At 72.7% G+C, this 21,672-nt stretch carries 13 protein-coding genes; 4 read left to right on the top strand and 9 right to left on the bottom strand.

Annotated elements, in window-relative coordinates; translation table 11 throughout:
• The first annotated feature begins 88 nt into the window (after positions 1–88).
• The 3 genes from GIS00_RS12710 to GIS00_RS12720 are packed head-to-tail and all read left to right on the top strand — an operon-like array spanning position 89 to position 2,199.
• Positions 89–487 (top strand): YciI family protein, encoded by a 399-nt coding sequence (locus GIS00_RS12710; RefSeq protein WP_154768821.1) that lies wholly within the window; start codon positions 89–91, stop codon positions 485–487.
• 42 nt (positions 488–529) lie between these two features.
• Entirely contained in the window at positions 530–931 is a 402-nt protein-coding gene (locus tag GIS00_RS12715) for a VOC family protein (RefSeq protein WP_154768822.1), read from the top strand.
• Positions 928–2,199: an RNA polymerase sigma factor gene (locus GIS00_RS12720; RefSeq protein ID WP_322097906.1), complete on the top strand. Its 1,272-nt coding sequence runs from the start codon at positions 928–930 to the stop codon at positions 2,197–2,199. The genes GIS00_RS12715 and GIS00_RS12720 overlap by 4 nt, the downstream gene beginning before the upstream one ends.
• Before the next feature lie 20 nt (positions 2,200–2,219).
• Here GIS00_RS12720 and GIS00_RS12725 read toward each other — a convergent pair whose 3' ends face one another.
• The 7 genes from GIS00_RS12725 to GIS00_RS12755 all read right to left on the bottom strand — a co-directional run bounded on the left by GIS00_RS12725 (position 2,220) and on the right by GIS00_RS12755 (position 7,107).
• Positions 2,220–2,828 carry a dihydrofolate reductase family protein gene (locus GIS00_RS12725; protein ID WP_230313525.1) on the bottom strand — a complete coding sequence of 203 codons (609 nt, stop codon included), beginning with the start codon at positions 2,826–2,828 and terminating at the stop codon, positions 2,220–2,222.
• Positions 2,829–2,838: 10 nt separating this feature from the next.
• Positions 2,839–3,411 carry a YdeI/OmpD-associated family protein gene (locus GIS00_RS12730; RefSeq protein WP_154768823.1) on the bottom strand — a complete coding sequence of 191 codons (573 nt, stop codon included), beginning with the start codon at positions 3,409–3,411 and terminating at the stop codon, positions 2,839–2,841.
• 18 nt (positions 3,412–3,429) lie between these two features.
• Positions 3,430–3,960: an SRPBCC family protein gene (locus GIS00_RS12735; RefSeq protein ID WP_154768824.1), complete on the bottom strand. Its 531-nt coding sequence runs from the start codon at positions 3,958–3,960 to the stop codon at positions 3,430–3,432.
• A complete protein-coding gene (locus GIS00_RS12740) occupies positions 3,957–4,349 on the bottom strand; it encodes an ArsR/SmtB family transcription factor (RefSeq protein WP_154768825.1) in 393 nt (130 codons plus the stop codon). Before GIS00_RS12740 ends, GIS00_RS12735 begins: the two co-directional genes overlap by 4 nt.
• A gap of 74 nt (positions 4,350–4,423) precedes the next feature.
• Positions 4,424–5,164: a hypothetical protein gene (locus GIS00_RS12745; RefSeq protein ID WP_154768826.1), complete on the bottom strand. Its 741-nt coding sequence runs from the start codon at positions 5,162–5,164 to the stop codon at positions 4,424–4,426.
• Between the two features lie 162 nt (positions 5,165–5,326).
• Positions 5,327–5,992, bottom strand: coding sequence for a hypothetical protein (locus GIS00_RS12750; RefSeq protein WP_154768827.1), 666 nt, complete (start codon positions 5,990–5,992; stop codon positions 5,327–5,329).
• Between the two features lie 305 nt (positions 5,993–6,297).
• The gene (locus tag GIS00_RS12755; RefSeq protein ID WP_154768828.1) at positions 6,298–7,107 is read right to left on the bottom strand and encodes a putative protein N(5)-glutamine methyltransferase; all 810 of its coding nucleotides are present in this window, start codon (positions 7,105–7,107) and stop codon (positions 6,298–6,300) included.
• A 454-nt stretch (positions 7,108–7,561) separates the two neighbouring features.
• Between GIS00_RS12755 and GIS00_RS12760 the strand changes: the two genes are divergently transcribed.
• Positions 7,562–8,854, top strand: a complete 1,293-nt coding sequence (locus GIS00_RS12760; protein ID WP_230313567.1) for an EAL domain-containing protein — start codon at positions 7,562–7,564, stop codon at positions 8,852–8,854.
• Positions 8,855–8,925: 71 nt separating this feature from the next.
• Here the strand turns inward: GIS00_RS12760 and GIS00_RS12765 are convergent, their stop codons facing one another.
• Positions 8,926–20,061, bottom strand: a complete 11,136-nt coding sequence (locus GIS00_RS12765) for a DUF11 domain-containing protein (protein ID WP_154768830.1) — start codon at positions 20,059–20,061, stop codon at positions 8,926–8,928.
• 551 nt (positions 20,062–20,612) lie between these two features.
• Entirely contained in the window at positions 20,613–21,635 is a 1,023-nt protein-coding gene (locus tag GIS00_RS12770; RefSeq protein WP_154768831.1) for a hypothetical protein, read from the bottom strand.
• Positions 21,636–21,672: the final 37 nt, after the last annotated feature.

The following is a 21,672-nucleotide window of genomic DNA, read 5'->3' on the forward strand; positions in this document are numbered from 1 at the left end:
GGGGCCCGATCGACGCGTTGTCGAGCGGCCCGGAAGATGGTTCCGGCCGGCACCCGTGGCCGAGGCCACCCGAGACAAGGAGCACCCCATGCCCCAGTACCTGATGTACGCGACCGGCGACGACTCCGTCCCCACCCCGCCGCCCACCCCGGAGCTGATGGCCGAGATGGGCCGGTTCTCCGAGGAGGCGACCAAGGCCGGCGTGCTGCTGGCCACCGGCGGATTCGCACCCAGCGCCACCGAGACCCGCGTGCAGCTCGACGCATCCGGTGACGCCACCGTGCTCGACGGCCCCTACGCCGAGGCCAAGGAACTGATCGGCGGCTGGGCGCTGATGGAGTGCCGAGACATCGACGAGGCGGTCGAGTACGCCAAGCGCTTCCTGCGCATCGCCGGCCCGGGCGAGTCCCGGATCCGGCAGGTCTTCGGCCCGGGCGTGGTGGCCTTCGGGACCCCGCAGGAGATCCCCGGCTTCCCACAGGGCTGAGCAGCCCTGACCGGGTCGAGAGGCATGGCCTACCGTGGGGCCATGCATCTCGACCTGGTCGCCGTGATCGTCCCCGACTACGACGTGGCCATCGACTTCTACGTCAGGGTATTGGGTTTCGAGCTCGCCGAGGACTCACCGGCGGAGACGAACGACGGCCGGCCCAAGCGCTGGGTGGTGGTCCGGCCGCCAGGTGGCGGCACCGGGCTGCTGCTCGCGCTGGCCGACGGGGACAAGCAGGCGGCCGCGGTCGGCGACCAGTTCGCCGGCCGGGTCGGTCTGTTCCTCCGGGTGGACGAGTTCGACCGGACCTACGACCGGATGGTCGCCGCCGGGGTGCGGTTCCACTCGGCCCCGCGACTCGAGGAGTACGGGTCGGTCGCCGTGTTCGAGGACGTGGCGGGCAACAAGTGGGACCTGCTCGGGCCGCGACCCGGCGCGTGACGGGCCCGACCGAGCACCCGCATGCCGCCCTGGATGCGGTCGTCCGGATCGAGCTGCCCCGGCTGATCGGCGCGCTGGCGCGGATGACCGGGGATGTCGGCACGGCCGAGGAGCTGGCGCAGGAGGCGACGGTGGCCGCACTCGAGCAGTGGCCACGCGACGGCGTGCCGCGCAATCCGGGCGCCTGGCTGACCACCACCGCGAAGCGCCGTGCGGTGGACCTGTTCCGCCGCAACGACTCCCTGCGCGACAAGTACGCGCAACTCGCACACGAGCTGGACCGCGAGCGCCCCGGCGGCGCCGTGTCGACCGACTTCGACGCAGCCCTGGACGACCGGATCGACGACGACCTGCTGCGGTTGATCTTCACCTCCTGCCACCCGGTGCTGGCGCCCGAGGGCCGCGCGGCCCTCACCCTCCGGGTGGTCGGCGGCCTCAGCGTCGCCGAGATCGCCCGCGCCTACCTGGTTCCCGAGCCGACCATGGCGGCGCGGATCACCCGGGCGAAGAAGGCGCTGACCAAGGCCGGTGTGCCGTTCGAGGTCCCGGAAGGGCCCGACCGTGCGGCCCGACTGTCCTCCGTGCTGCAGGTGATCTATCTCGTCTTCAACGAGGGCTACTCGGCGACCTTCGGGTCCGACTGGCTGCGCACGGACCTCACCCTGGAGGCGGTGCGACTGGCCAGGGTGCTGGCCGGCCTGATGCCGGACGAGCCCGAGGTGTTCGGCCTGGCAGCGCTTCTGGAGATCCAGGCATCCCGGAACGCCGCGCGGGTCGGCCCCGACGGTACGCCGGTGCTGCTGCTGGACCAGGACCGCACCCGCTGGGACCCGCTGCTGATCCGCCGCGGGCTGTCCGCCCTGGCCCGCGCCGAGCAGCTGGGCGGGGCCGGCGGGCACTACGCCCTGCAGGCAGCGGTGGCCGCCTGCCACGCCCGGGCCGCCCGCCCGGAGGACACCGACTGGCAACGCATCGCGATGCTGTACCAGGCGATCTCGTCCCGCTGGCCGTCGCCGGTGGTCGAGATCAACCGTGCGGTGGCCGTCTCGTTCGCCGACGGCCCGGCGGCCGCGCTGGAGATCCTGGACCGGCTGCCGGACTCGCCGGCGCTGCGCAGCTACCACCTGTTGCCCAGCGTGCGCGGCGACCTGCTGTCGAAGCTGGGACGCACCGCCGACGCCCGCGCGGAATTCCAGCGGGCGGCGGCACTCTCGCGCAACGAACAGGAGCGCGCCCTGTTGCTGGCCCGGGCCGACGGGCTGACCTGACCGCGCCCCGCCGCCGACAGTCAGCGGAGGACCCGGTACACCTGGTGCGTCACCAGCGAGGTCGCCCGGGACGACACCTGCTCCAGGTCGACCGACGGCACCCGGTCGAAGAGCCGCTCACCGGAGCCCAGCACGACCGGCGAGATATGCAGGCGCAGTTCGTCGATCAGCCCGGCGGCCAGGAACTGGTTGACCGTGGTCGCGCCGCCGGCGATCGCCACCCGGTCACTGCCGGCCGCCTGCGCCGCGGCGACCGCGAGGTCGAAAGCCGGCCGGATCCCGTTCACGAAGGTGAACGAGGTCCCGCCGGCCAGCTCGAACGACTCCCGCTCGTGGTGACTGAGCACGAACACCGGCGCGCCGTACGGCGGGGTGTCGCCCCACCAACCGGTCCAGGACAGGTCGAACGACCCGCGGTCCGGGCCGAACATGTTGCGCCCCATGATGTACGAACCGGCGCCGCCGATACCGGCCAGTTCCGCGGCGCTGGCCTCGCCGTCCTCGAACATCCAGCGGATCAGCGCGTCGACCTTGCCGTCGCCGAAAGGCTTCTCGGCGCTCTGCCGCGGTCCGGCGGCGAAACCGTCGATCGAGATGCTGAGGTCGGTGGTGACCATCGGGGTAGCCATGCGCTCCAGGCTACTTGTAGTGCAGCTCGCCCACCGCGGCCTTGGCCACCACGTCGGCGATCCGGGCGGCCCGGGTGGCCGGGGTCTTGATGGCGGAGATCCGGAAGTAGACGCGGAACCGCTCCACCGCCGGCAACCCGGCGAGGAACGCTGCCGCAGCGGGATTCTCGTCGAGCGCGGCCTGCAGGTCCGGCGGAGCTGCCGCACCCTTCTGCCGGTACGCCGCGTCCCACCGGCCGTCCGCCTTCGCCCGCTCGATCTCGGCCAACCCGCCGGGGCGCATCCGGCCCTCGTCGATCAGCCGGGCCACGTGCCCCTGGTTGATCTGCGACCACGGGCTGTTCTTCCGCCGCGGGGTGAAGGCCTGCAACGTGTAGTCGTCGTCGAGCCGGCCGGCCTGACCGTCGATCCAGCCGTGGCACAGGGCCACGTCCAGCGCCTCGGACCAGGTCATGCCCGGTGCCGACGAGCTCTTCTTCCGCAGTTTGAGCCGCACCCCGCCGTCGTCCGGCTCTCCGGACAGGTAGGCCTCCCACTCCGGCACGGTGAGATCCAGGATCGGCTTGTCCGCGAAGCTCACCATGTGTGGGATCGTCCCACGTCAGGAGGCGGCGAGCCCGCCCGCCACCGTCTCCAGCGCGTCGTAGGACTCCTGCATGCCGTCCTCCATGCCGCTGGCGACGATCATGTCGCGGGTCTGCTGGTCCGGGCAGTCGACGAGCACGGACAGCTGGGTGCCGCCGCCGGCGTCGGCGAAGGTGTCGGTGTTGACCGCCACGCCGTCCGGCGCACCCTCGAAGATCTCCGTCTTGACGATCTTCTCGCCGTCGACGATCTCGGAGAACTCGCCGTGGAAGCCGACCTCGAAGCCCTCGTTCGCCACCAGCACGTACCGGTAGCTGCCGCCGACCCGCAGATCGATCTCGGCCGAGGTGACCTGGCCACGCTGCCCGGCCCACCACTTCTTCACCAGCTCCGGGGTGGTCCAGGCGCGCCAGAGCAGCGCCCGCGGGGCGTCGAAGTGGCGGGTGATCAGGATCTGGGTGTCCGACGGCAGGGACACGGTCGCCTTGCCACTGTGGTGGGGGGCACTGTGCCGTTCGGTGTTGTGAGTGCTGGTGCTGCTGGTCATGACTGCTCCTCCGGGTGCTGGGATCCGACATCGGGTGGTCGGACTGCGGGGGTCCCGCTCTCCGCGGCGGCCAGTTCGGCCAGCACCTCGTCGAGCAGGTCGAGACGTTCGTTCCAGAGATCCGAGTAGCCGGCCAGCCACTCGTGGATCTCGCGCAGGGGACGGGCGTCGACGCGGTAGACCCGCTGCCGCCCGTCGTCCCGCACCTGCACCAGCCCGACGTCGCGGAGCACCTTGAGGTGCTTGGAGACGACCGGCTGGGCGACACCGAGCGCGACCACCAGATCGCCGACCGGCCGCTCCCCGCGCACGAGCACGTCGAGGATCTGCCGGCGGCGCGGTTCGGCCACCGCGTTGAACGCGTCGGTGGTGGTCGCTGCCCTGGCCATGCCACGAACATATGCCTATAACGGCATACGTGCAAGACCCCGACAGCGGGTGGCTTCCGGGAGCCGGGGGGGAATCAGCCGGCGTAGAGCGCCTGGCAGGCGGGCAACGCCTCGACGGCGTCCTGCAGGTCCGGGCTCACATCCGTCCCGGACAGCTGCTGGAGCGGGCCGTCGGCAGCCAGCTCGTCCTCCAGCCCGAGCAGCACGCTGGTGTCGCCCTCGGCGAGCGCGTCGGCGGCGTCGGTGAACAGGGTGCCCATCCGGTCGAAGCCGTCCACCACGTTCGCGGCGTACTCCTCGCCGCCCGGGAAGGTGGGCGGCGGCACGTCGGCCAGGTCGGTGGACAGGGTGGTCATCAGCGCGCCGAACTCGGAGAAGGCGTCGATGACCGCATCGGCACTGCTCAGGGACTCCATGTCGTCGGCGAGATCGGTGAGCGGCTGCGCACCCTCGCACATCGCGGTGAACCAGGCCGTTGTCTGCAGGTCCAGCGGCCCGGAGCCACCCACGGTGGTGCTGGCCGAGATGCTGCCGAATGGATCCGGCGCCACGGACCGATCGGTGTCCCCGGTGACAGGAGTCCTCGTGGTGGCAGTGGTCGCCGCGGCAGTGGTCGCCGCCGTGGCAGTGGTCGGCGTCGTCGACGCGACCGGGGCCGACGTCGGGATCGAGGACGAGGTGGCCGGGGATGCTGCCCCTTCGGCGGTGCGGGCGATCCCGCTGACCGCGGACGCGCAGCCGGCCAGCAGCAGCACCGTCCCGGCCGCTCCGGCTGCGACGAACGCCCCGACCGCATTCCGCGCACTGCGCGCCATCGTCATCCCCCACCCGATCACCGCGGCTCACTGCCGACGGCCCCATCATGCCCGGCCCGGGGAGGCCCGGACGACGAACGGTGCACGAACACCCGCAGGCGTGACCGTTCGGAACGGTCACGCCTGCGGGTGTGGATCGTGCGTGGTGCTGCGGGCGACGGATCAGCCGCCCATGGTGGTGAGGGCCTTGCAGGCCGGCAGCTCGGCGACAGCCTGCTTCAGCTCCGGCGTGGCGTCGAACCCGGCGAGCTGCTGCAGCGGTCCGTCGGCCTGCAACGACTCCTGCAGCTTCTGCAGGCCGGCCGGGTCGTTCTTCGCGATGGCGTCGGCCGCCTCGGTGAAGGCGGTGCCCAGCTGCTTGAAGCCCTCGATGGCCTTGGTCGCGAACTCCTCGCCGCCGTCGAAGGTGGGTGCGGGCTGGCCCTCGAGGTCCGAGGCGGTCTGCGTCAGAGCGGTGCCGGCCTCCTCGATCTTCTTGGCGACCTGGGACGGGTCGGATCCCGTCATGCCGTCGCCCATCTCGGTCAATGGCGTGACGCCTTCGCACATGGTGGTGAACCAGGCCGCCGAGGCCTCGTCCAGACCTTCGCCACCACCGACAGTCGTGGTCGCCGACGGGTTGCTCATCTCGGAGCCGCCGGTGTCCTCCGACGTCGCCGTGTCCTCCGACATGCTGGTGTCCATGCCGGTGCTGGTGTCCATGCCGCCCGAGGTGGCCTCGGCGGAGGTGGTGACGGCGGGTGCGGTGGTGGCGGCACCGCCACTGGTGTCCGACCCGCACGCGGCGGCGAGCATCACTGCACCGCCGATCGCAATCGCCCCGATCATCCGACGCATCATCGCGCTCACTCCATCCTTGCGTTTCCCGCAGCGCGGTGCTGCGTCGCTTCCGATGCTGCCCCTCCTGGGAGTTCCCGAAACGTGAATCACCGGAATTCACCGCGACTTCACCCTGCCGGGACGAGCCGGATTGCCGCTGACCTGCAGCGCATCTCCCAAAGGCGTGACACTCCCGACACTCTCGCGAAAGCGCTGCGAGAAGGCGTTCCGCCGCACTCACTCTCGGACGCCAAGGGCGTGCGGAGCCGCCGTTACCACGCACCGTGCCCGCTCCGCAGCGGAACGCCACGATCTCAGCTGCGGACTGCCCGGACCGCGGTCCCCTCGATCTCCTCGTCCCGGAACACGGTCGCCGTCAGGCCGGCCGCAGCGGCGAGCGCCACGTCGATCGCCGCCTGGCGCGGGCTCGACTCCAGCAGGACGGCACCTCCGGGCCGCAGCCACACCGGCGCCGCGGCCAGGATCCGGCGGTGCAGATCGAGGCCGTCCGCCCCACCGTCCAGCGCGGTCGCCGACTCGTGGTCGCGGGCCTCGGCGGGCATCATCGGGATCTCCGCCGTCGGGACGTACGGCGCGTTCGCCACCATCAGGTCCACCGTGCCGCGCAGCCCCTTCGGCAACGCGTCGAACAGATCGCCCTGCAGCACCGTCGCCCGGTCGCCGAGGTTGACCCGCGCGCACGACACCGCACGGTGGTCGATGTCCGCGGCCACCACCTGCAGGTCCGGGCGGACCTGCAGCAGGGCGTCGGAGACGGCACCCACCCCGCAGCAGAGCTCGACCACCACCGCGCCGGCGGGCAGGGTCGGCGCCAGCGCCAGGTCGACCAGGATCCCGGTCCGCAGCCGGGGCACGAAGACCCGCGGGGCCACCGCCAGCCGCCGACCCCGGAACTCGGCCCAGCCCAGCAGGTGCTCCAGCGGCTCGCCGGCCACCCGCCGACCGATCAGCCTCTCGAGCGCGTCCGGGGTCGCGGCGTGCTCCAGCAGGAGCGCGGCCTCCTCCTCCGCGAAAACGCACCCGGCGGCACGCAGCCGGGCGGCGACCGGCCCCACCTCGTCCGCCCCGTGGGCCGCGGCCGGCCCGCCGGTCGGATCGTCCATCCGGTCATCCAATCACCGGGCGTCACCCCACCCGGCCGGCAGCGCCGACGACCGGCCGGGCGCGGCACCTGCGACACCTACGGCACCGGCGTGCCGACCATGCCCGGCGCCGGGCAACGGTGGCCCCCGCGCAACCATGGCGTGACCGCGCCGGTCGGCGGACAGGGTGACGCCACCCGGGCACCGAGGGTGATCGGCCGTTCACACTCCCAGGTGACGCGGTTCGGTCCGACGCAGGGCACCACCCGCGCAGACGGGTGTCGGCAGGGCGTGACGCCGGCCTCACTGCTTCCGATGGGTCAACGCGGACAACACTTCTCGGTGTGATCACCGCCGGATCATTTGCCCGGCAACACTTGCCGAACACGTGCTAACTTTGCGTCACCGGACCCCGAGAAACAGGGGTGCCGTGGATCGTTGTCAGCCGATCGGGGAAGGATCAGCTGTGGGCAGCATGTCGCCGGCGGCCGTCGGACCAAGCGACCTCGCGCCGGCCGCCGATCCGCTGGTGCTCGCCCGCCACACGACCGAGCAGGTGCTCCGGCTCGCCCGGGAACGCCTCGGCATGGCGCTGGCCTACGTCTCCCACCTCACCGACGAGGAGCAGATCGTCGACCAGGTCGACGGCGACTGGGCCGCCTCGGGGATCCGGCCCGGCGCCTCGGTACCGCTCGCCGATTCCTACTGCGCGCACGTCGTCTCCGGTGACCTCCCGGCGCTGGTCCCGGACGCCCCGGCGAACCCGGTCGCCGCCGGGCTCCCGTCGACCGCCGCCATCGGCATCGGCTCCTACGCAACCACGCTGCTGCGCAGCCGGGACGGCGAGATCTACGGCACACTCTGCTGTCTCGACCCGCAGCCGCATCCGGAGCTGGGCCGCCGGGACCTCGAGATCCTCTCCCTGCTCGGCGATCTGCTGGCCGACGCGATCGAGAGCGAGCTGACCGAGCGCCGCCGTGAGACCGAACTGCGGCGCAAGGTCCGCGGTGTCATCGACGGCGGCGGTCCGCACATGGTGTTCCAGCCGCTGTTCAACGTGGACGGGCCGGCGGTGGTCGGCTACGAGGCGCTGGCCCGCTTCCCGGGCGACTTCCCCGGCCCGGCGGAGTGGTTCCACGCCGCCCGCTCCTGCGGCCTCGGTGTGGACCTGGAGATCGCCGCGCTGACCCGGGCCCGGGAGGCGCTGGCGGACCTGCCGGACGGCCTGGACCTGGCGATCAACATGTCGGCCGACGCCATCTGCTCCGGCGACCTGACCGGACTGCTCGATCCGGCGCAGGCGTCGCGGATCATCATCGAGATCACCGAGCACGAGGAGATCGTCGACTACCAGCGGCTGCAGCTGCGGATCGCCGAGCTGCGCGCCACCGGCATCCGTTTCGCCGTCGACGACGCCGGCGCCGGGTACGCGGGCATGCGGCAGCTGGTCGAGCTGGCACCCGACATCATCAAGATGGACTACCACATCACCCACGGCATGGACCGGGACCCGGCCCGGCTGGCGGTGGCCACCGCACTGGCCACCTTCGCCCGCACCACCGGGGCGCACCTGCTGGCCGAGGGCGTGGAGACCGCCGCCGAGTTCGAGACCGCCGTCGCCCTGGGCATCGGCCTCGCGCAGGGCTACTACCTGGGCCGACCGGCCCGGATGCCCGACCCCGTGACCAGGGACGACGCCGCGGACCTACCCGTCGCACCGGGGACGACCGGACCGCAGGCCGCCGGCGTCACCGTCTCCGTCGACTGAACCCGGGCACGACCGACCGGGCCGGCCCGGCCAGGCGGCCGGGCGCACGTCCCGGCCACCCGGCCGCCGATTCAGCTTTCACCGCGCCGCCGGCGCCCACCCAGCAGCAGCGCACCGCCGGCCAGCAGGAGCAGCAGCGCCCACAGCGACAGGTCGTCGGCCGGCACACCGGTCACCGGCAACCCACCGCCCGGCGGCGGGGGCGTCCCCGGCGCCGGCGGGGTCCCGGGATCACCGGGGGCGCCCGGGTCGGGGGACGATCCCTGGGCCAGCACCTCGACGTCGGCATCCGCGGTCATGTCGACCGGGGTGCCCGAGCGGGTGAGCATCACGGAGTTGACCGTCTGGCCCTCCCGCTCGTAGACCACCTCGAGCACCAGCACCGCGGGCACGCCGGGCTGCAGCGTGCCGATGGTCCACACGCCCTCGCCGTAGCTGCCCTGGCCGGCGTCCTGCCGCACCAGCCGGCCGCCGACCGGGATGGTCTCCACCAGGCCGACGCCCTCGGCACTGGAGCTGCCCTGCTCGGCGACCGTGATCGTGTAGGTGACCACCTGCCCGATCTCCGCGGACGCCCGGTCGGCGGTCTTGCTGACCGACAGCGAGCTGTCCGCGATCACCGGAGTCCTTGCGGTGGCGGTGTTGTCGGACGGATCCGGATCCACCGCCCCGGACGACACCGACGCCGTGTTCGACAGCGTCTCCCGGACACCCGGGTCCACGACGCCGGTGATCGTCCGGGACACCGACGCACCTGCGGCGAGATCCCCGATGTCGCAACGGATCACCGACCCGGTAGCGGAACACCCGGCGGCGTCGTCACCGAGGGTGCCGGGGGTGACCCCGGCCGGCAGCGGATCGGTGATCACCACGGCCGGCGCGGTCACCGGCCCGTCGTTGGTGACGGTCAGCCTCCAGGACACCGTTCCGCCGGCCGTCGCCGTCTCCGCTGCCGCGACCTTGGTCAGCGACAGGTCCGCGGCCGCCAGGACGGGAGTGACGGCCTGGGCGGTGTTGTCGCTCGGATCGGTCTCGTCCGGGCTGACCACCGACACCGTGTTCGCCGCATCGCCGCTCGCGGTGGCCGGCACGGTCGCGGCGACGGTCACCGTCACCGTCGCACCGGCCGGCAGATCGCCGAGCGCGCAGGTCACGGTGTCGCCGGCGGTGCAGGTGCCCGCGGTCCCGGAGGGCACGGTCGCCGTTGCGCCGGTGAACCCGGCCGGCAGTCGGTCCGAGAGCAACACCCCGCGGGCGGTGCCCGGGCCGTCGTTGACCACCTCGATGGTCCACGACGCCGCCCCGCCCGGGGTGAAGGCCGCGGTCCCCGCCGTCTTGGTGACCCGCAGGTCCGCCTGCGGGGTGCCCGCGCCGGCCGAGGCCCCGTTGTCGGTCAGGTCCGGATCCGGCGTGGTCGCGGTGACTGCGCCGGTGTTGCTGATGGTCCCGGCGCCGACGTCGCCGGCCAGGGTGCCGGTGATCGTCACGACCACGTCACGGCCGGGGGCGATCGGTCCGGCCGCCGGGCAACTGACGGCCTGCCCGGTGATCGTGCAGGTGCCGTCGGTGCTGGTCGCGGTCAGTCCGGTCACCGCGGCGGGCACGCTGTCGGAGATCAGCACGCCCTCCGCCGTGGACGGTCCGTTGTTGGTCGCGGTCAGCGTCCAGGTGACGGTGCCGCCGGGCTGCAGCGGATCCGGCGCCACCGTCTTGGTCAGCGCGAGGTTCGCGGACCGGGTGACGGTGGTCGAGCTGGACGCCAGGTCGTTCGTGGTGTCCGGATCGGCGGTGTCGCTGCCGACGGTCGCCGTGTTGACCAGCAGCGCGCCGTCGTACGCCGGGTCGACGGTGCCGGTGTACGTGATCACCACAGTGGCGCCGGGCGCCAGGTCACCGATCTCGCAGACACCGTCCGTGCAGGTGCCGTCCGCCCAACTGCCGCCCAGCCCGGTCACCCCGACCGGCTCGATGTCGTTCACCACGACGTCCCGGGCCACGGACGGGCCGGACGAGGTGACCTCGACCGTCCAGCTGATGGTCTGTCCGGCGACGACCGTGGCCGGACCGGTCTTGGTGACCGACAGGTCCGCCGCGGTGGTCACGTCCGTGGCGAGCGACGAGGTGTCGTCGCCGGCACCGGGATCGGGATCGGCGGTCGCCGAGCGCACCTGCGCCGTGTTGGTCAGCTGCGCGAGGGTGAACGCCGGGTCGACGGTGCCGGTGACCACCACCTGCACCTCGTCACCGACGGCCAGGTCGCCCAGCGTGCACTCGACGGAGGTGCCGCCGGTGGCGGCGTCGGGGCAGACCCCGTCGCCGGAGAAGGTCACCCCAGTGACACCGGTCGGCAGCACGTCGGTCAGCACCACGTCCCGCGCGGTGGACGGCCCGTCGGGGTTGCCGACGGTGATCGTCCAGCTGATCTCCCCACCGGCCACGATCGTGGTCGGGCCGGTCTTGTCGACCACCAGGTGGGCCGCCGCGGTCAACGGGGTCGTCGCGGTCACCGAGTTGTTGCCGGGCGCCGGGTCGGGCGTGCCGGACGACACCGCGACGGTGTTGGCCAGTTCGGTCCCGTCCAGGGTCGGGTCGATCGTCCCGGTCACCCGGAGCACGATCGCGTTGTCCCGCCCCGGCAGCAGGTCGCCGAGCTCGCACACGCCGGCCTCGCAGACCACCGGAGTGCCGTCCCGGGTGATCACGACGTCGTCCAGCCCGGTGGGCAGGGTCTCGGTCAGCAGCACGTCGGTCGCGGTGGACGGACCGGTGTTCGTCACCGTCACCGTCCAGCCGGCCTCGGTACCGGGGGTGAACACCGCGGCGTCCGGCACCTTCACCACCGACAGATCGGCGGCCCGGGTGACGGTGGTGGTGGCGCTCGCCGACCGGCCGTCGGCCGGGTCCTCGCCGGGCTCCGGCGTGGACGAGGCGACCTGGGCGGCGTTGACGATCTCCGTGCCGGTGAACGACGGGTCCAGCCCGCCGTCCAGGAACACCCGGATCCGGGTGGTGTCGCCGGGGGCGAGATCACCGATGGCACAGGTCAACCCGTCGACACCGAAGGAGCAGTCGCCGCGGCTGGCGACCGCGGACGCGTCGAGCAGTCCGTCCGGCAGCACGTCGGTGACCACCACGTCCCGGGCCACCGACGGGCCGGTGTTGCCGACCGTCAGCACCCAGGAGAGTGCCTGTCCGGCAACGATCGTCGCCGGGCCGGTCTTGGTCAGGGTCAGGTCGGCGACCGCCGCCACCGCGGCGTCCGAGGTCCCGGTGCGGGCCGCCGGGTCCGGGTCGGTGTCCGGGGTCGGCGAGCTCACCGACGCGGTGTTGACCATCGAGGTACCGGCGTAGGCGACGTCGACGGTCACCGGCACGGTGATCGTGACGCTGCTGCCGGCCGGCAGCACGCCCAGGTCGCAGCTCTGCACCCGGCCGACCGCGGCACAGCTGCCCTGGGTCGAGCTGCTGCCCGGCGCACGGACCGTCAGGCCCTCGGGGAGCGGGTCGGTGGCCACCGTCGCCTGGGCGTCGGAGGGACCGTCGTTGGACACCACGATCCGGTACGTCGCATCGGTGCCCGGCACCAGCGGCTCCGGCTGCACCGTCTTCACCACGGCCAGCCGCGCCGCCGCCGTCACGGTGACATCCGCTGCCGCGGAGTTGTTGTCGCCGTCCGGATCGGGAGTCGCCGAGGAGATCGCCGGCTGCTGCCGCAGCACGGTCCCGGGTGCGGTGCCCGCGGGCACCATCCCGGACACCACCAGCCGGACCTCGCTGCCATTGCCGATCGCGCCCAGCGCGCAGGTGGTGCCGCAGTCGGCACCACCGCCCTCCGGCACCACGGTGACGTCCCGCAGCGATACCGGGACCAACTCGCGCAGCGTCACCTCGCGGGCGTCGGACGGCCCGTTGTTGGTGATCACCACGGTCCACTCCACCCGGGTGCCGGCAACGACGGTCGCCGGGCCGGTGGTGCTGACGGCCAGGTCCGCCGACTCGTCGATGGAGCCGGTCGCCGTGGAGGAGTTGTTGCCGGACACCGGGTCCGGGGAGGTCCCGGTGATCGTGGCGGTGTTGACCAGCAGCGAGGAGAAGCTCTGCGAGAGGGTGCCGGTCACGGTGATCACCGGGGTGCTGCCCACCGGGACGGTGCCCAGCTCACAGGTCAGGTCCCGGCCGTCGATGCTGCAGGTGCCGGGGTTCCCGGCGACGGTGGCCGAGGGCGAGAGCAGTTCGTCCGGCAGCCGGTCGGTGACCACCACGCCGGTGGCGTCGGACGGCCCGAGGTCGGAGACCCGCAGCTCGAAGGTGGCGGTGTCGCCGGCCACCGGGATCCCGGAGACCAGCGCCTTGCCGATCCGCAGGTCGGCCGAGACCGCCACCGGCGTGGTCGATGTCGCGGTGTCACCGGACGGGTCGGGATCCTCGTCGGAGGTCACCGTGGCGGTGTTGACCAGGTCGGTGCCGGCGAAGCCGGAGGACAGCGTGCCGGTGACGGTGATGTCGACCGGGACGGTCGGTGGCACGGTGCCCAGCGCACAGGTCACCGTCTGCCCGTCGACGTCACAGGCGGTGCCGGCCGCACCCCACACCGCGGCGATCCCGGACACCCCGGCGGGCAGGGTGTCGGTGACGACCACACCGGTCGCGTCGGACGGACCGGCGCTGGTCACCCGGATGTTCCAGGACACCGGCCCGCCCGGCACCGCCCGGCCGCCGCCGGTGAAGGTCTTGGCCAGGGTCAGGTCCGCCGACGCCGTCACGACCGTCGAGGCGGTGGCGGTGTTGTCGGAGAGCACGGCCTCCGGGCTGGTGGTGGAGGCGGTGCCGCTCACCGGCAGCGCACCGGTGGTGGACGGGTTGACCACCGCGGACAGGACGATCTCCGCGCTGCCGCCGACCGGGACGGTGCCGGCCGGGCAGGTGGCGGTGGAGCCCGAGACCGTGCACGCACCACCGGGTCCGGAGCCGGTGACCGCGCCGATGCCGGAGGGCAGGTCGACCACGACCTGGACGCCGCGGGCGTCGGACGGCCCGGCGTTGGCGGCGGTGAAGGTCCAGCCGATGGTGCGGCCGGCGTCGATGGTGGCCGGCGCGGACGCGGTGAGCGTCAGCGCGGTGGCGGTGCCGACCGGGGCGGTCGCGGTCGCCGAGTTGCCGGTCGGGTCCGGGTCGGCGGTGCCGGCGGACACGGTGCCGGTGTTGGTCACCGTCGGGGCGGACCAGTTCGACGCGATCAGGCCGGACACCGTGGCGGTGGCCGACGATCCGGCGGCGATGGTCGCCACCGGGCAGCGCACGACCGTGGTGCCGGGGCTGACACCCGGTGTGGCGGTGCAGGTCCCGCCCCCGGAGACGACGGCGGCGATGGCCGAGACACCGGACGGGACGACGTCGGAGATGATGACGTTCCGCGAGGTGGACGGGCCGGCGTTGGACGCGGTGAGCGTCCAGGTGGCCCGTTCGCCCGCGACCGGGGTGGCCGGCGACACGGTCTTGGTCAGCGAGAGGTCGCCGGAGGCGGACGTCTCGGTGCTGACGGTGGCGGAGTTGTTGCCCGGCACCGGGTCCGACGTCGGTGAGGTGACCGTCGCGGTGTTGCCCACGGTCTCCCCGGTGTAATCGGCGGACAGCGTGCCGGTGACGGTGAGCGCGACGGTGCTGCCGCTGGGCAGCGTGCCGAGCTCGCAGTGCAGCGGGCCGCCTGTCACCGAGCAGGTCCCGGTACCGGTGGCGGCCGAGGTGAAGGTGACGCCGGTGGCCGGTGTGTCGTCGACGGTCACCGCGGTGGCGGCCGACGGACCGAGGTTCCGCACCACGATCTGCCACTGCACCGACCCTCCGGCGACCGGGTTGCCGGACAGCACGGTCTTGCGCACCGAGAGGTCGGCGGAGGTGGTCACGGTGGTGTCCGCCGTCGCGGTGGCGGTCGCCGGGCTGTTGTCGAAGCTGTCCGACGCGGCGGAGGCGGTGTTGCTGATCGCGGTGCCCGGTGCGGTGTCCGAGGGCACCGCGAGCACCAGGGTGACCGCGCGGGTGGCGCCGACGGCCATCGACGGCCACCGGCAGGTCAGCACCTCACCGGGGCGGCAGGAGCCGTCGTCGGAGGCGGTGGCCGAGACGAAGGTGGTGCCGGCCGGGATCCGGTCGGTGACCACCGGGTTGCGGGCGGTCGACGGGCCCGGGTTGGTCACCGTGATCCGGTACTCGACAGTGCCGCCGGCCACCGGCGCGCCGCCGGTGACGGTCTTGGTGACCTGCAGGTCGGACCGGGCCGCCACGGCCTGCGTCACGGAGCTGGAGTTGTTGCCGGACACCGGGTCCGGGGTCTGCGAGGACACCGACGCGGTGGCGGTGAGCCGGCTGCCACCCAGGTCGGGGTCGAGACGCAGGTTGATCTGGACGGTGGGCGCGGCTCCCGGGGCCAGGTCACCCAGGCTGCAGGTGACGGTCCCGCCGGACGCAGAGCAACTGCCCACCGAGGTGGTCGCGGAGTCGAACGTGGTGCCGGTCGGCAGCGGGAAGCTGACGACGGCGCCGCGGGCGAAGGACGGCCCGTTGTTCACCACCGAGAGGACGTAGCCCTGCGGGCTGCCGGCCTCCGCCGGGTCCTGCACCGGAGCGATGATCACGCCGAGATCCACTGCAGTGCTGACGGTCCCGGTGGACGACGCGCTCCGGCTGCCGGTGGTGGTGTCCGGGGTCGTGGACTCGGCGGTGGCGGTGTTGGTCAGCACGGTGCCGGCCGCGGTTCCCGACGGCACCCGGCCGATCACCTGTACGGTCCGCGCCTGGCCCGCCGGGACGGTACCGAAATCACAGCTGATGGAACGGTTCCCGGTCGCGATCGTGCAGGCGTCGCCGGTCGCCGACACACCGCCGGGCACGACGGTCATGGTGCCGGGCAGGGTGTCGGCCAGCGTCACCGCCGCAGCGTCGGACGGACCGGTGTTGGTCAGCGCCAGGGTGTAGGTCACCGAGCTGCCGGCCTCCACGGTGGTGGCGTCCTGTGTCTTGGTCAGGGTCAGGTGCGCACGTCGCTCGACGGCGCTGGTGACGCTCGCCGAGTTGTCCGACGGGGTCGGGTCGGTGGCGTCCGAGGACGCGAGAACGGTGTTGGTGAGCTCGGTGTCACCGGCGGCCGCGGACACCGTCACCGGGACGGTGACGGTCAGCGTGCTACCGGCCGGCAGCACGGCGGTGGTGCAGTCGACGGCCTGGCCGGCCACCGTGCAGCTGCCCGAGCTCGGCGCCGCGCCGAGCACGGTCAGGGCCGCGGGCAGCGAGTCGGACACCGCGACCGCGCGGGCGTCGGACGGTCCGTCGTTGAGGACGGTCAGCGTGTAGGTGGCCGGGCTGCCGGCCACCAGCGGCGACGGGTCGACCGACTTGCCGGCCACCAGATCCGCCTGCGTGATCACCTCGATGGTCGCGGTGCTGGCGTTGTTCGCGGTCTGCGGGTCGGTGGTGCTGGCGCCGACACCCGCCTGCCCGGTGACGGTGCCCGGGTCGACCGACGGCCGGACCAGCGCGGTCAGCGGGATGGTGATGTCCGCGCCGACCGGCAGGGTGCCCAGGTTGCAGGTGACGGTGCCGCCGGCGACGGTGCAGGCACCGCCGCTGGACCCGACGATCGGCTCCAGCCCGGCCGGGACCTGACCGGAGACGACCACGTTCTGCGCGACCGACGGACCGGCATTGGTGACCCGGACGCCGAACTGCACCTCGGTGCCGGCGACCACGGTGTTGGCGGGGCCGGTGGGCGCCTGCAGCACGACCGCCACATCGGCGCGGGTGCGGACGTTGACCGTGGTGGAGGCGGAGTTGTTGCCGGAACTGGGATCCGGGGTCGCGGCGGAGATGGTGGCGGTGTTGGTGACGGCACCGGCCGCGGTCGACGCCACGGTGCCGGTGAGGGTGACGGTGACCGGTACCCCGACCGGGAGGCTCGCGCTGGTGCAGGACATGGTGGTCGTGGTGGTGCTGCAGCTGAACCCGCCACCGGAGGCGACCGCGCCGCTGAAGGTGATGCCGGCCGGTGCGGTGTCGGCGATCTGCGCGGACGCGGCGGCCGACGGGCCGTTGTTGATCGCGGTGATCGTGTAGGTGATCTGGTTGCCGGCGATCACCGGATCGGAGGCGGTGATGCCGATCTGCAGATCGGCGACAGTCTCGCTGGTGGACCGTGCGGTCGCGGTGTTGTTGGCGGTCACCGGGTCCGGTGTCGTCGCGGAGACGGTGGCCACGTTGGTGATCTCGCCGGTGCCCTCGGCGTCCGTGTCGGCCACGAAGGTCCGGGTGACGACCGAGCCGACCGGCACCGTGCCGACCGGGCAGGTGACGGTGCCGGACGAGACGGTGCAGCCGTCCGCGGAGGAGCTGAAGATGACGCCGGTGGGTAGCGGGTCGCTGATCGAGGCGCCCGTTGCGGTGGACGGCCCGGCGTTGCCGACGGTCAGGGTGTAGGTCACCTGGTCACCGGCGACCACCGGGTTCGGGTCGCCGACCTTGGTGAGCGAGAGATCCGCGCTGGTCTGCACGGTGACCGTCGCGGTGGACGAGTTGTTGCCCGGCACCGGGTCGGTGGTCGTCGACGAGGCCGACCCGGTCAGCGCCAGCGGTCCGGCGGCGCGCGACGGGTCGACGGTGGCCCGCACGGTCACGGTGACGGTGGTGCCCGCGGCCACGGTGCCGGGGGCGCAGGACACGGCTCCGCCGGTCACGCTGCAGGTGCCCTGGTTGGCCGAGGCGGAGGTGATGGTCTGACCGGCGACGGCAGGGACGCTCACCTGGACGGCGGCGGCATCGGACGGCCCGTTGTTCCGGACGGTCACCGTCCAGGTCTCCGGTCGGCCGGCGACCACCGGATCGGTGGCGGCGGTGGTGGTGACCTGCAGGTCGGCGCTGGTGGTGACGGTCAGCGCGGCGGCCGCGGAGTTGTTGGCCTGGTTGGGATCCGGAGTGCTGCTCGCGGCCGATCCGTTGGCCGTGAGCGTGCCGGCCGGGGTGTTCGGCGCGACGGTGGTGACCACGGTGATCACGGCGGACTGGTTCGGTGCGAGGTCACCGACCGGGCAGCTCACGGTGCTGCCGGTGACGGTGCAGGTGCCGGCGGGGATGGTCGCCGAGGTGATGGTGACGCCGGTCGGCAGGGTGTCGGTGACGACGGTGGACGCGGCGGTGGACGGCCCGCGGTTGGTCGCGGTGAGGGTCCACGTCGCCTGGCTGCCGGCCGCCACCGAGCCGGGTGACACGGTGTGGGTCACGGCGACGTCGGCGGAGGTGGTCACGGCGGTGCCGGCCACGGCGGTGTTGTTGCCGGCCACGTCGTCGGACACCGCGGAGCTGATCGTCGCGGTGTCGGTGAGGGTGGTGCCGCTCGCCGATCCGGCGGCGATCGACGCGGTGACCGGGATGGCCAGGGTGCCGCCGTTGGCCAGGGCCGGGGTCGAGCAGGTGACGGTCCGGCCGGAGGCGGAGCAGGTGGTGCCGGACGGCGGCGCGGCGCTGACGAAGTTCACGCCGGTGGGCAGGGTGTCGGTGACCACGACCGAGGTCGCCTCGTTCGGGCCGTTGTTCACCGCTGTCAGGGTGTAGGTGACCTGGCTGCCGGCGGTCTGACTGGTCGGTGTCGAGGTCTTGGTGATCCCGAGGTCGGCGATCGCGGACACCGGGGTGTCCACCTGGTTGCCGGTGAAGGTGTAGTTGCCGCCCAGGGTGCGGGCCCGGTAGGCGAGGTCGGCGGTGTTGGACACGGTCGTGCCCGCGGTCGCGCGGTCCAGCGTGGCGCGGAACCGCACCGTGGTGGTCTGGTTGACGCCGATGGATCCGCCGGCGCTCGCGGTCGCCCCGGATCCCACCCGGAACCGCACGCTCCGGCTGCCGGCCAGGTACTCGGCGAGGTCGTCCCCGGCGGCGTCGGTGGCCGCGGTGTTCGCGGTGGTGCCCGGGTTGGCGACCACCACCAGGCTGCCCGGCACGTAGGTGACGTTCGCCGGCAGCGCGTCGGTGATCACCGAGGCGTCGGCGGGGTCGGAACCGGTGTTGGTCAGCGAGATCTGGTACTGCAGCGTGTCGCCCACCCGGGCCGGGCTGTTGCCGGACAGGTTGGTCACCGACTTGCTCACCGGGTTGAACGCCGGGGAGTAGAGGTCGATCTGGGTGGTGACCAGGGTCGGGTAGTAGGTGTCGCCGTTGGTGGTGAGCCGGACGGTGGTGGACGTCTGGCTGTTGGCGAGCACGTTGGTGGCGTTGATCCGGCCGATGTCGGTACCGAAGTTGTTGGTGAAGTTGGGGTTCCGGTTGGTGATGTCGGTGCCGGCATCACTGATCGCCGAGTCGAAGAAGTTGTTCGACGGCCGGGTGGCGTCGGACAGGGCGGTCCCGTTGAACTCCATGCTGTCGCCGACGAAGCCGCGGTCGCCCTCCCAGGCCACCACGCCGACGGCCGAGTTCACCGTGCCCGCAGCGGGTGTCAGGAATCCGTTGATGTCGATGGTGGCGGTGGCCGTGGCACCGGACCCGTTGACGTTCGCGAAGCCGCGGTAGATGCGCAGGTCGCGCAGCGGTGCGGCCGGGTTGCGGTAGGCGACGATCAGCGACCAGCCTGCGTACCGGTCGGTGCCGGTGTTCGCGGCCATGTCGGCGAACCAGTAGGTGCCGTTGCCGGCCGCCCGCACCAGCGAGGTGACGTCGATGTGGCCGACGTAGGGCGAGTAGTCGGTCGACGTGCTCAGGCCCGGGTCGTCGACGGTGCCGGTCAGCGCGGTGTAGGTGGCGGAGGCCGGGGTGCGGAACTTGACGCTCGCCGCCTGGGCCAGGCTCACCGAGGTCCCCGCCGAGTTGGCCCGGCGGGCGCCCCAGATGAGCTTGGCGTACAGCACCGTCGAGCCGCTGGGCAACGCCAGGTTCGCGCTGGACGAGTTGCTGGTGGTGGCATCGGTGTCGGCGTCGACGAACGCCATGGTGAAGTCGTTGTTGTTGATGCCGGACCGGGCGGCGGAACTGGTGGCCGTGGCCCGCGCGGTGGCACAGGTCGAGGCCGACGTCGGGCAGCTGAGCTGACTGTTGCCGGTGAGCGCGATCGCGCCGTTCTCCTGCGCGGAGAAGTCGGCGTTGAACGGGATCGGCACGGCCGCCTGCGCCACCGGTGCCTGCACGGTCGTGAGCACCACGGTGAGCCCGAGGGTCATCAACAGCACCGCCATCAGGGCGGTGACCCGGTTCGGCCGGCGGATGCGGTGGCGCGGCCGCCCGCCCCTCGCAACGACGGACCCGGAACCGGCTCCCGACCCGACCGACGAACCCACCCACCGCGACATACGACTGCCTTCCGACGCACACCGTGCGTCCGCGGACCCGGCCGACGGTGCGACCGGAAGCAGTACGGGAGGTGTGTGCTCACCCTGACCAGGGGAGTAAAGCGATGGTCAACTCGGTCGGGCAAACCTCTACACCCGGTGGCCGGGCGGCTCCGTCGGTGGTCATCGCAACGCTGTGTCGGAACACGGCGCCACACTTCCGGGCTGTCGCACCATCGCCGGACAACACCGCGCCATTCTTCCGGGTGATCTCACTCTCGGTCACCGTCGAGCGGCTCCTTCCGACGATCGTGTGGTTGTCGGAACGGTGAGGGTGATCTCCGTTGCACCGTCGGTGGAGTCGGCACCACGACCGGACGTTCGTGCTGCATCGTCCGGGATGTCGTTTGTGCCGGGATTGAACGGAATGCGCGATGTCGTCGCTCGTGGCTCGGGTGCTATTCGCTGCCGGCACCCGGGATGTCGCGCTGGTACAGCATCGACAGCACCCGGTTCGGCGGCAGCCCGGTGGTGGTCGAGGTGATGCGGACGACCGACAGCGCGACTGCCGCGTTGTCGGCGGTCGGCAGCACGTCGACCACGGCGTCCGGCAGCAGCTCGTCCCACGGCTGTCCGCTCGCGAGGGACCGGTCCTGCAGGGCGGCCTCGGTCCGGGTGGCGACGGCCTGCGGGTCGCCGCTCTCCGGCACCAGCAGGCAGAGCACCGACTGCTCCTCCGGACCACCGGCCCGCACGCCGACCGCGACACCCCGGACGTCGTCGGCCCACCCGGTCGCCGCCGTGTCCCCGAGGCCGACACCGCTCATCAGCACGACGTCCTCCAGGCAGCCGGCCGCCGCGGCGACCGCCGGTCGCGTCCCGATGCCGGTGGCGCCCGGCCCGGCGGCGCCCGGGTCGCCGGTGGCGCCGCTGAACACCAGGTCCGCTGCGTCCGGCCGGATCTTCGGGGCGGAGATCGACAGCCGCGCCAGAATGCCGCCGAGGCCCAGGTCCTGCTCGCGGCTGTAGGTCCCGGAACCGTCGTCCTGCCAGCCCGCGGCGGTGATCGCCGTGGTGATCCGCTGCGCGTCCTGGCCGCCGGAGATCACCGTCACCAACGCCGGCGGCTGTCCGGCCTCGATCGCGAAAGCTGCCGCACCGACGTCGATTCCGGTGTCGGTGAGCAGGTCGTCGGGCGGCAGCACGGTGAGTGCGGACGCGCCGGCCAGGTCGAGACCCCGCCACAGCGAGCCGTTCTCGAGTTCCTGCAGGGCCCGGATGCGGGCGGAGTCCGACAAGGCGAGGAAGCCTTCCTCCCCCAGCGCGGCCGGGTCCAGCATCGCCAGCGCCTGCCGGAAGGCGGTCGGCGGCATCGCACCGGTGGTCGGCTCCCCTGCGGTCTGCGACGAGCAGGCGGCCGCTCCGAGCGTGACGGCCAGCGCCGTCGTCGTGCCGATCAAGGTGCGCCGCAGTCGATCCATGATCACGACGCTATCCGGCAGCCGGGTGCGCCCGGGC

It is taken from the genome of Nakamurella alba, from assembly GCF_009707545.1.
Taxonomy (GTDB): Bacteria; Actinomycetota; Actinomycetes; order Mycobacteriales; family Nakamurellaceae; genus Nakamurella; species Nakamurella alba.

What these genes read in the sequence shown, in the direction of transcription:
- GIS00_RS12745 (WP_154768826.1), bottom strand. Translation starts at nt 5,164, where the DNA reads ATGGCGCGCAGTGCGCGGAATGCGGTCGGGGCGTTCGTCGCAGCCGGA.
- GIS00_RS12770 (WP_154768831.1), bottom strand. Translation starts at nt 21,635, where the DNA reads ATGGATCGACTGCGGCGCACCTTGATCGGCACGACGACGGCGCTGGCC.
- GIS00_RS12715 (WP_154768822.1), top strand. Translation starts at nt 530, where the DNA reads ATGCATCTCGACCTGGTCGCCGTGATCGTCCCCGACTACGACGTGGCC.
- GIS00_RS12725 (WP_230313525.1), bottom strand. Translation starts at nt 2,828, where the DNA reads ATGGCTACCCCGATGGTCACCACCGACCTCAGCATCTCGATCGACGGT.
- GIS00_RS12735 (WP_154768824.1), bottom strand. Translation starts at nt 3,960, where the DNA reads ATGACCAGCAGCACCAGCACTCACAACACCGAACGGCACAGTGCCCCC.
- GIS00_RS12730 (WP_154768823.1), bottom strand. Translation starts at nt 3,411, where the DNA reads ATGGTGAGCTTCGCGGACAAGCCGATCCTGGATCTCACCGTGCCGGAG.
- GIS00_RS12740 (WP_154768825.1), bottom strand. Translation starts at nt 4,349, where the DNA reads ATGGCCAGGGCAGCGACCACCACCGACGCGTTCAACGCGGTGGCCGAA.
- GIS00_RS12760 (WP_230313567.1), top strand. Translation starts at nt 7,562, where the DNA reads ATGTCGCCGGCGGCCGTCGGACCAAGCGACCTCGCGCCGGCCGCCGAT.
- GIS00_RS12755 (WP_154768828.1), bottom strand. Translation starts at nt 7,107, where the DNA reads ATGGACGATCCGACCGGCGGGCCGGCCGCGGCCCACGGGGCGGACGAG.
- GIS00_RS12710 (WP_154768821.1), top strand. Translation starts at nt 89, where the DNA reads ATGCCCCAGTACCTGATGTACGCGACCGGCGACGACTCCGTCCCCACC.
- GIS00_RS12765 (WP_154768830.1), bottom strand. Translation starts at nt 20,061, where the DNA reads ATGGCGGTGCTGTTGATGACCCTCGGGCTCACCGTGGTGCTCACGACC.
- GIS00_RS12750 (WP_154768827.1), bottom strand. Translation starts at nt 5,992, where the DNA reads ATGATCGGGGCGATTGCGATCGGCGGTGCAGTGATGCTCGCCGCCGCG.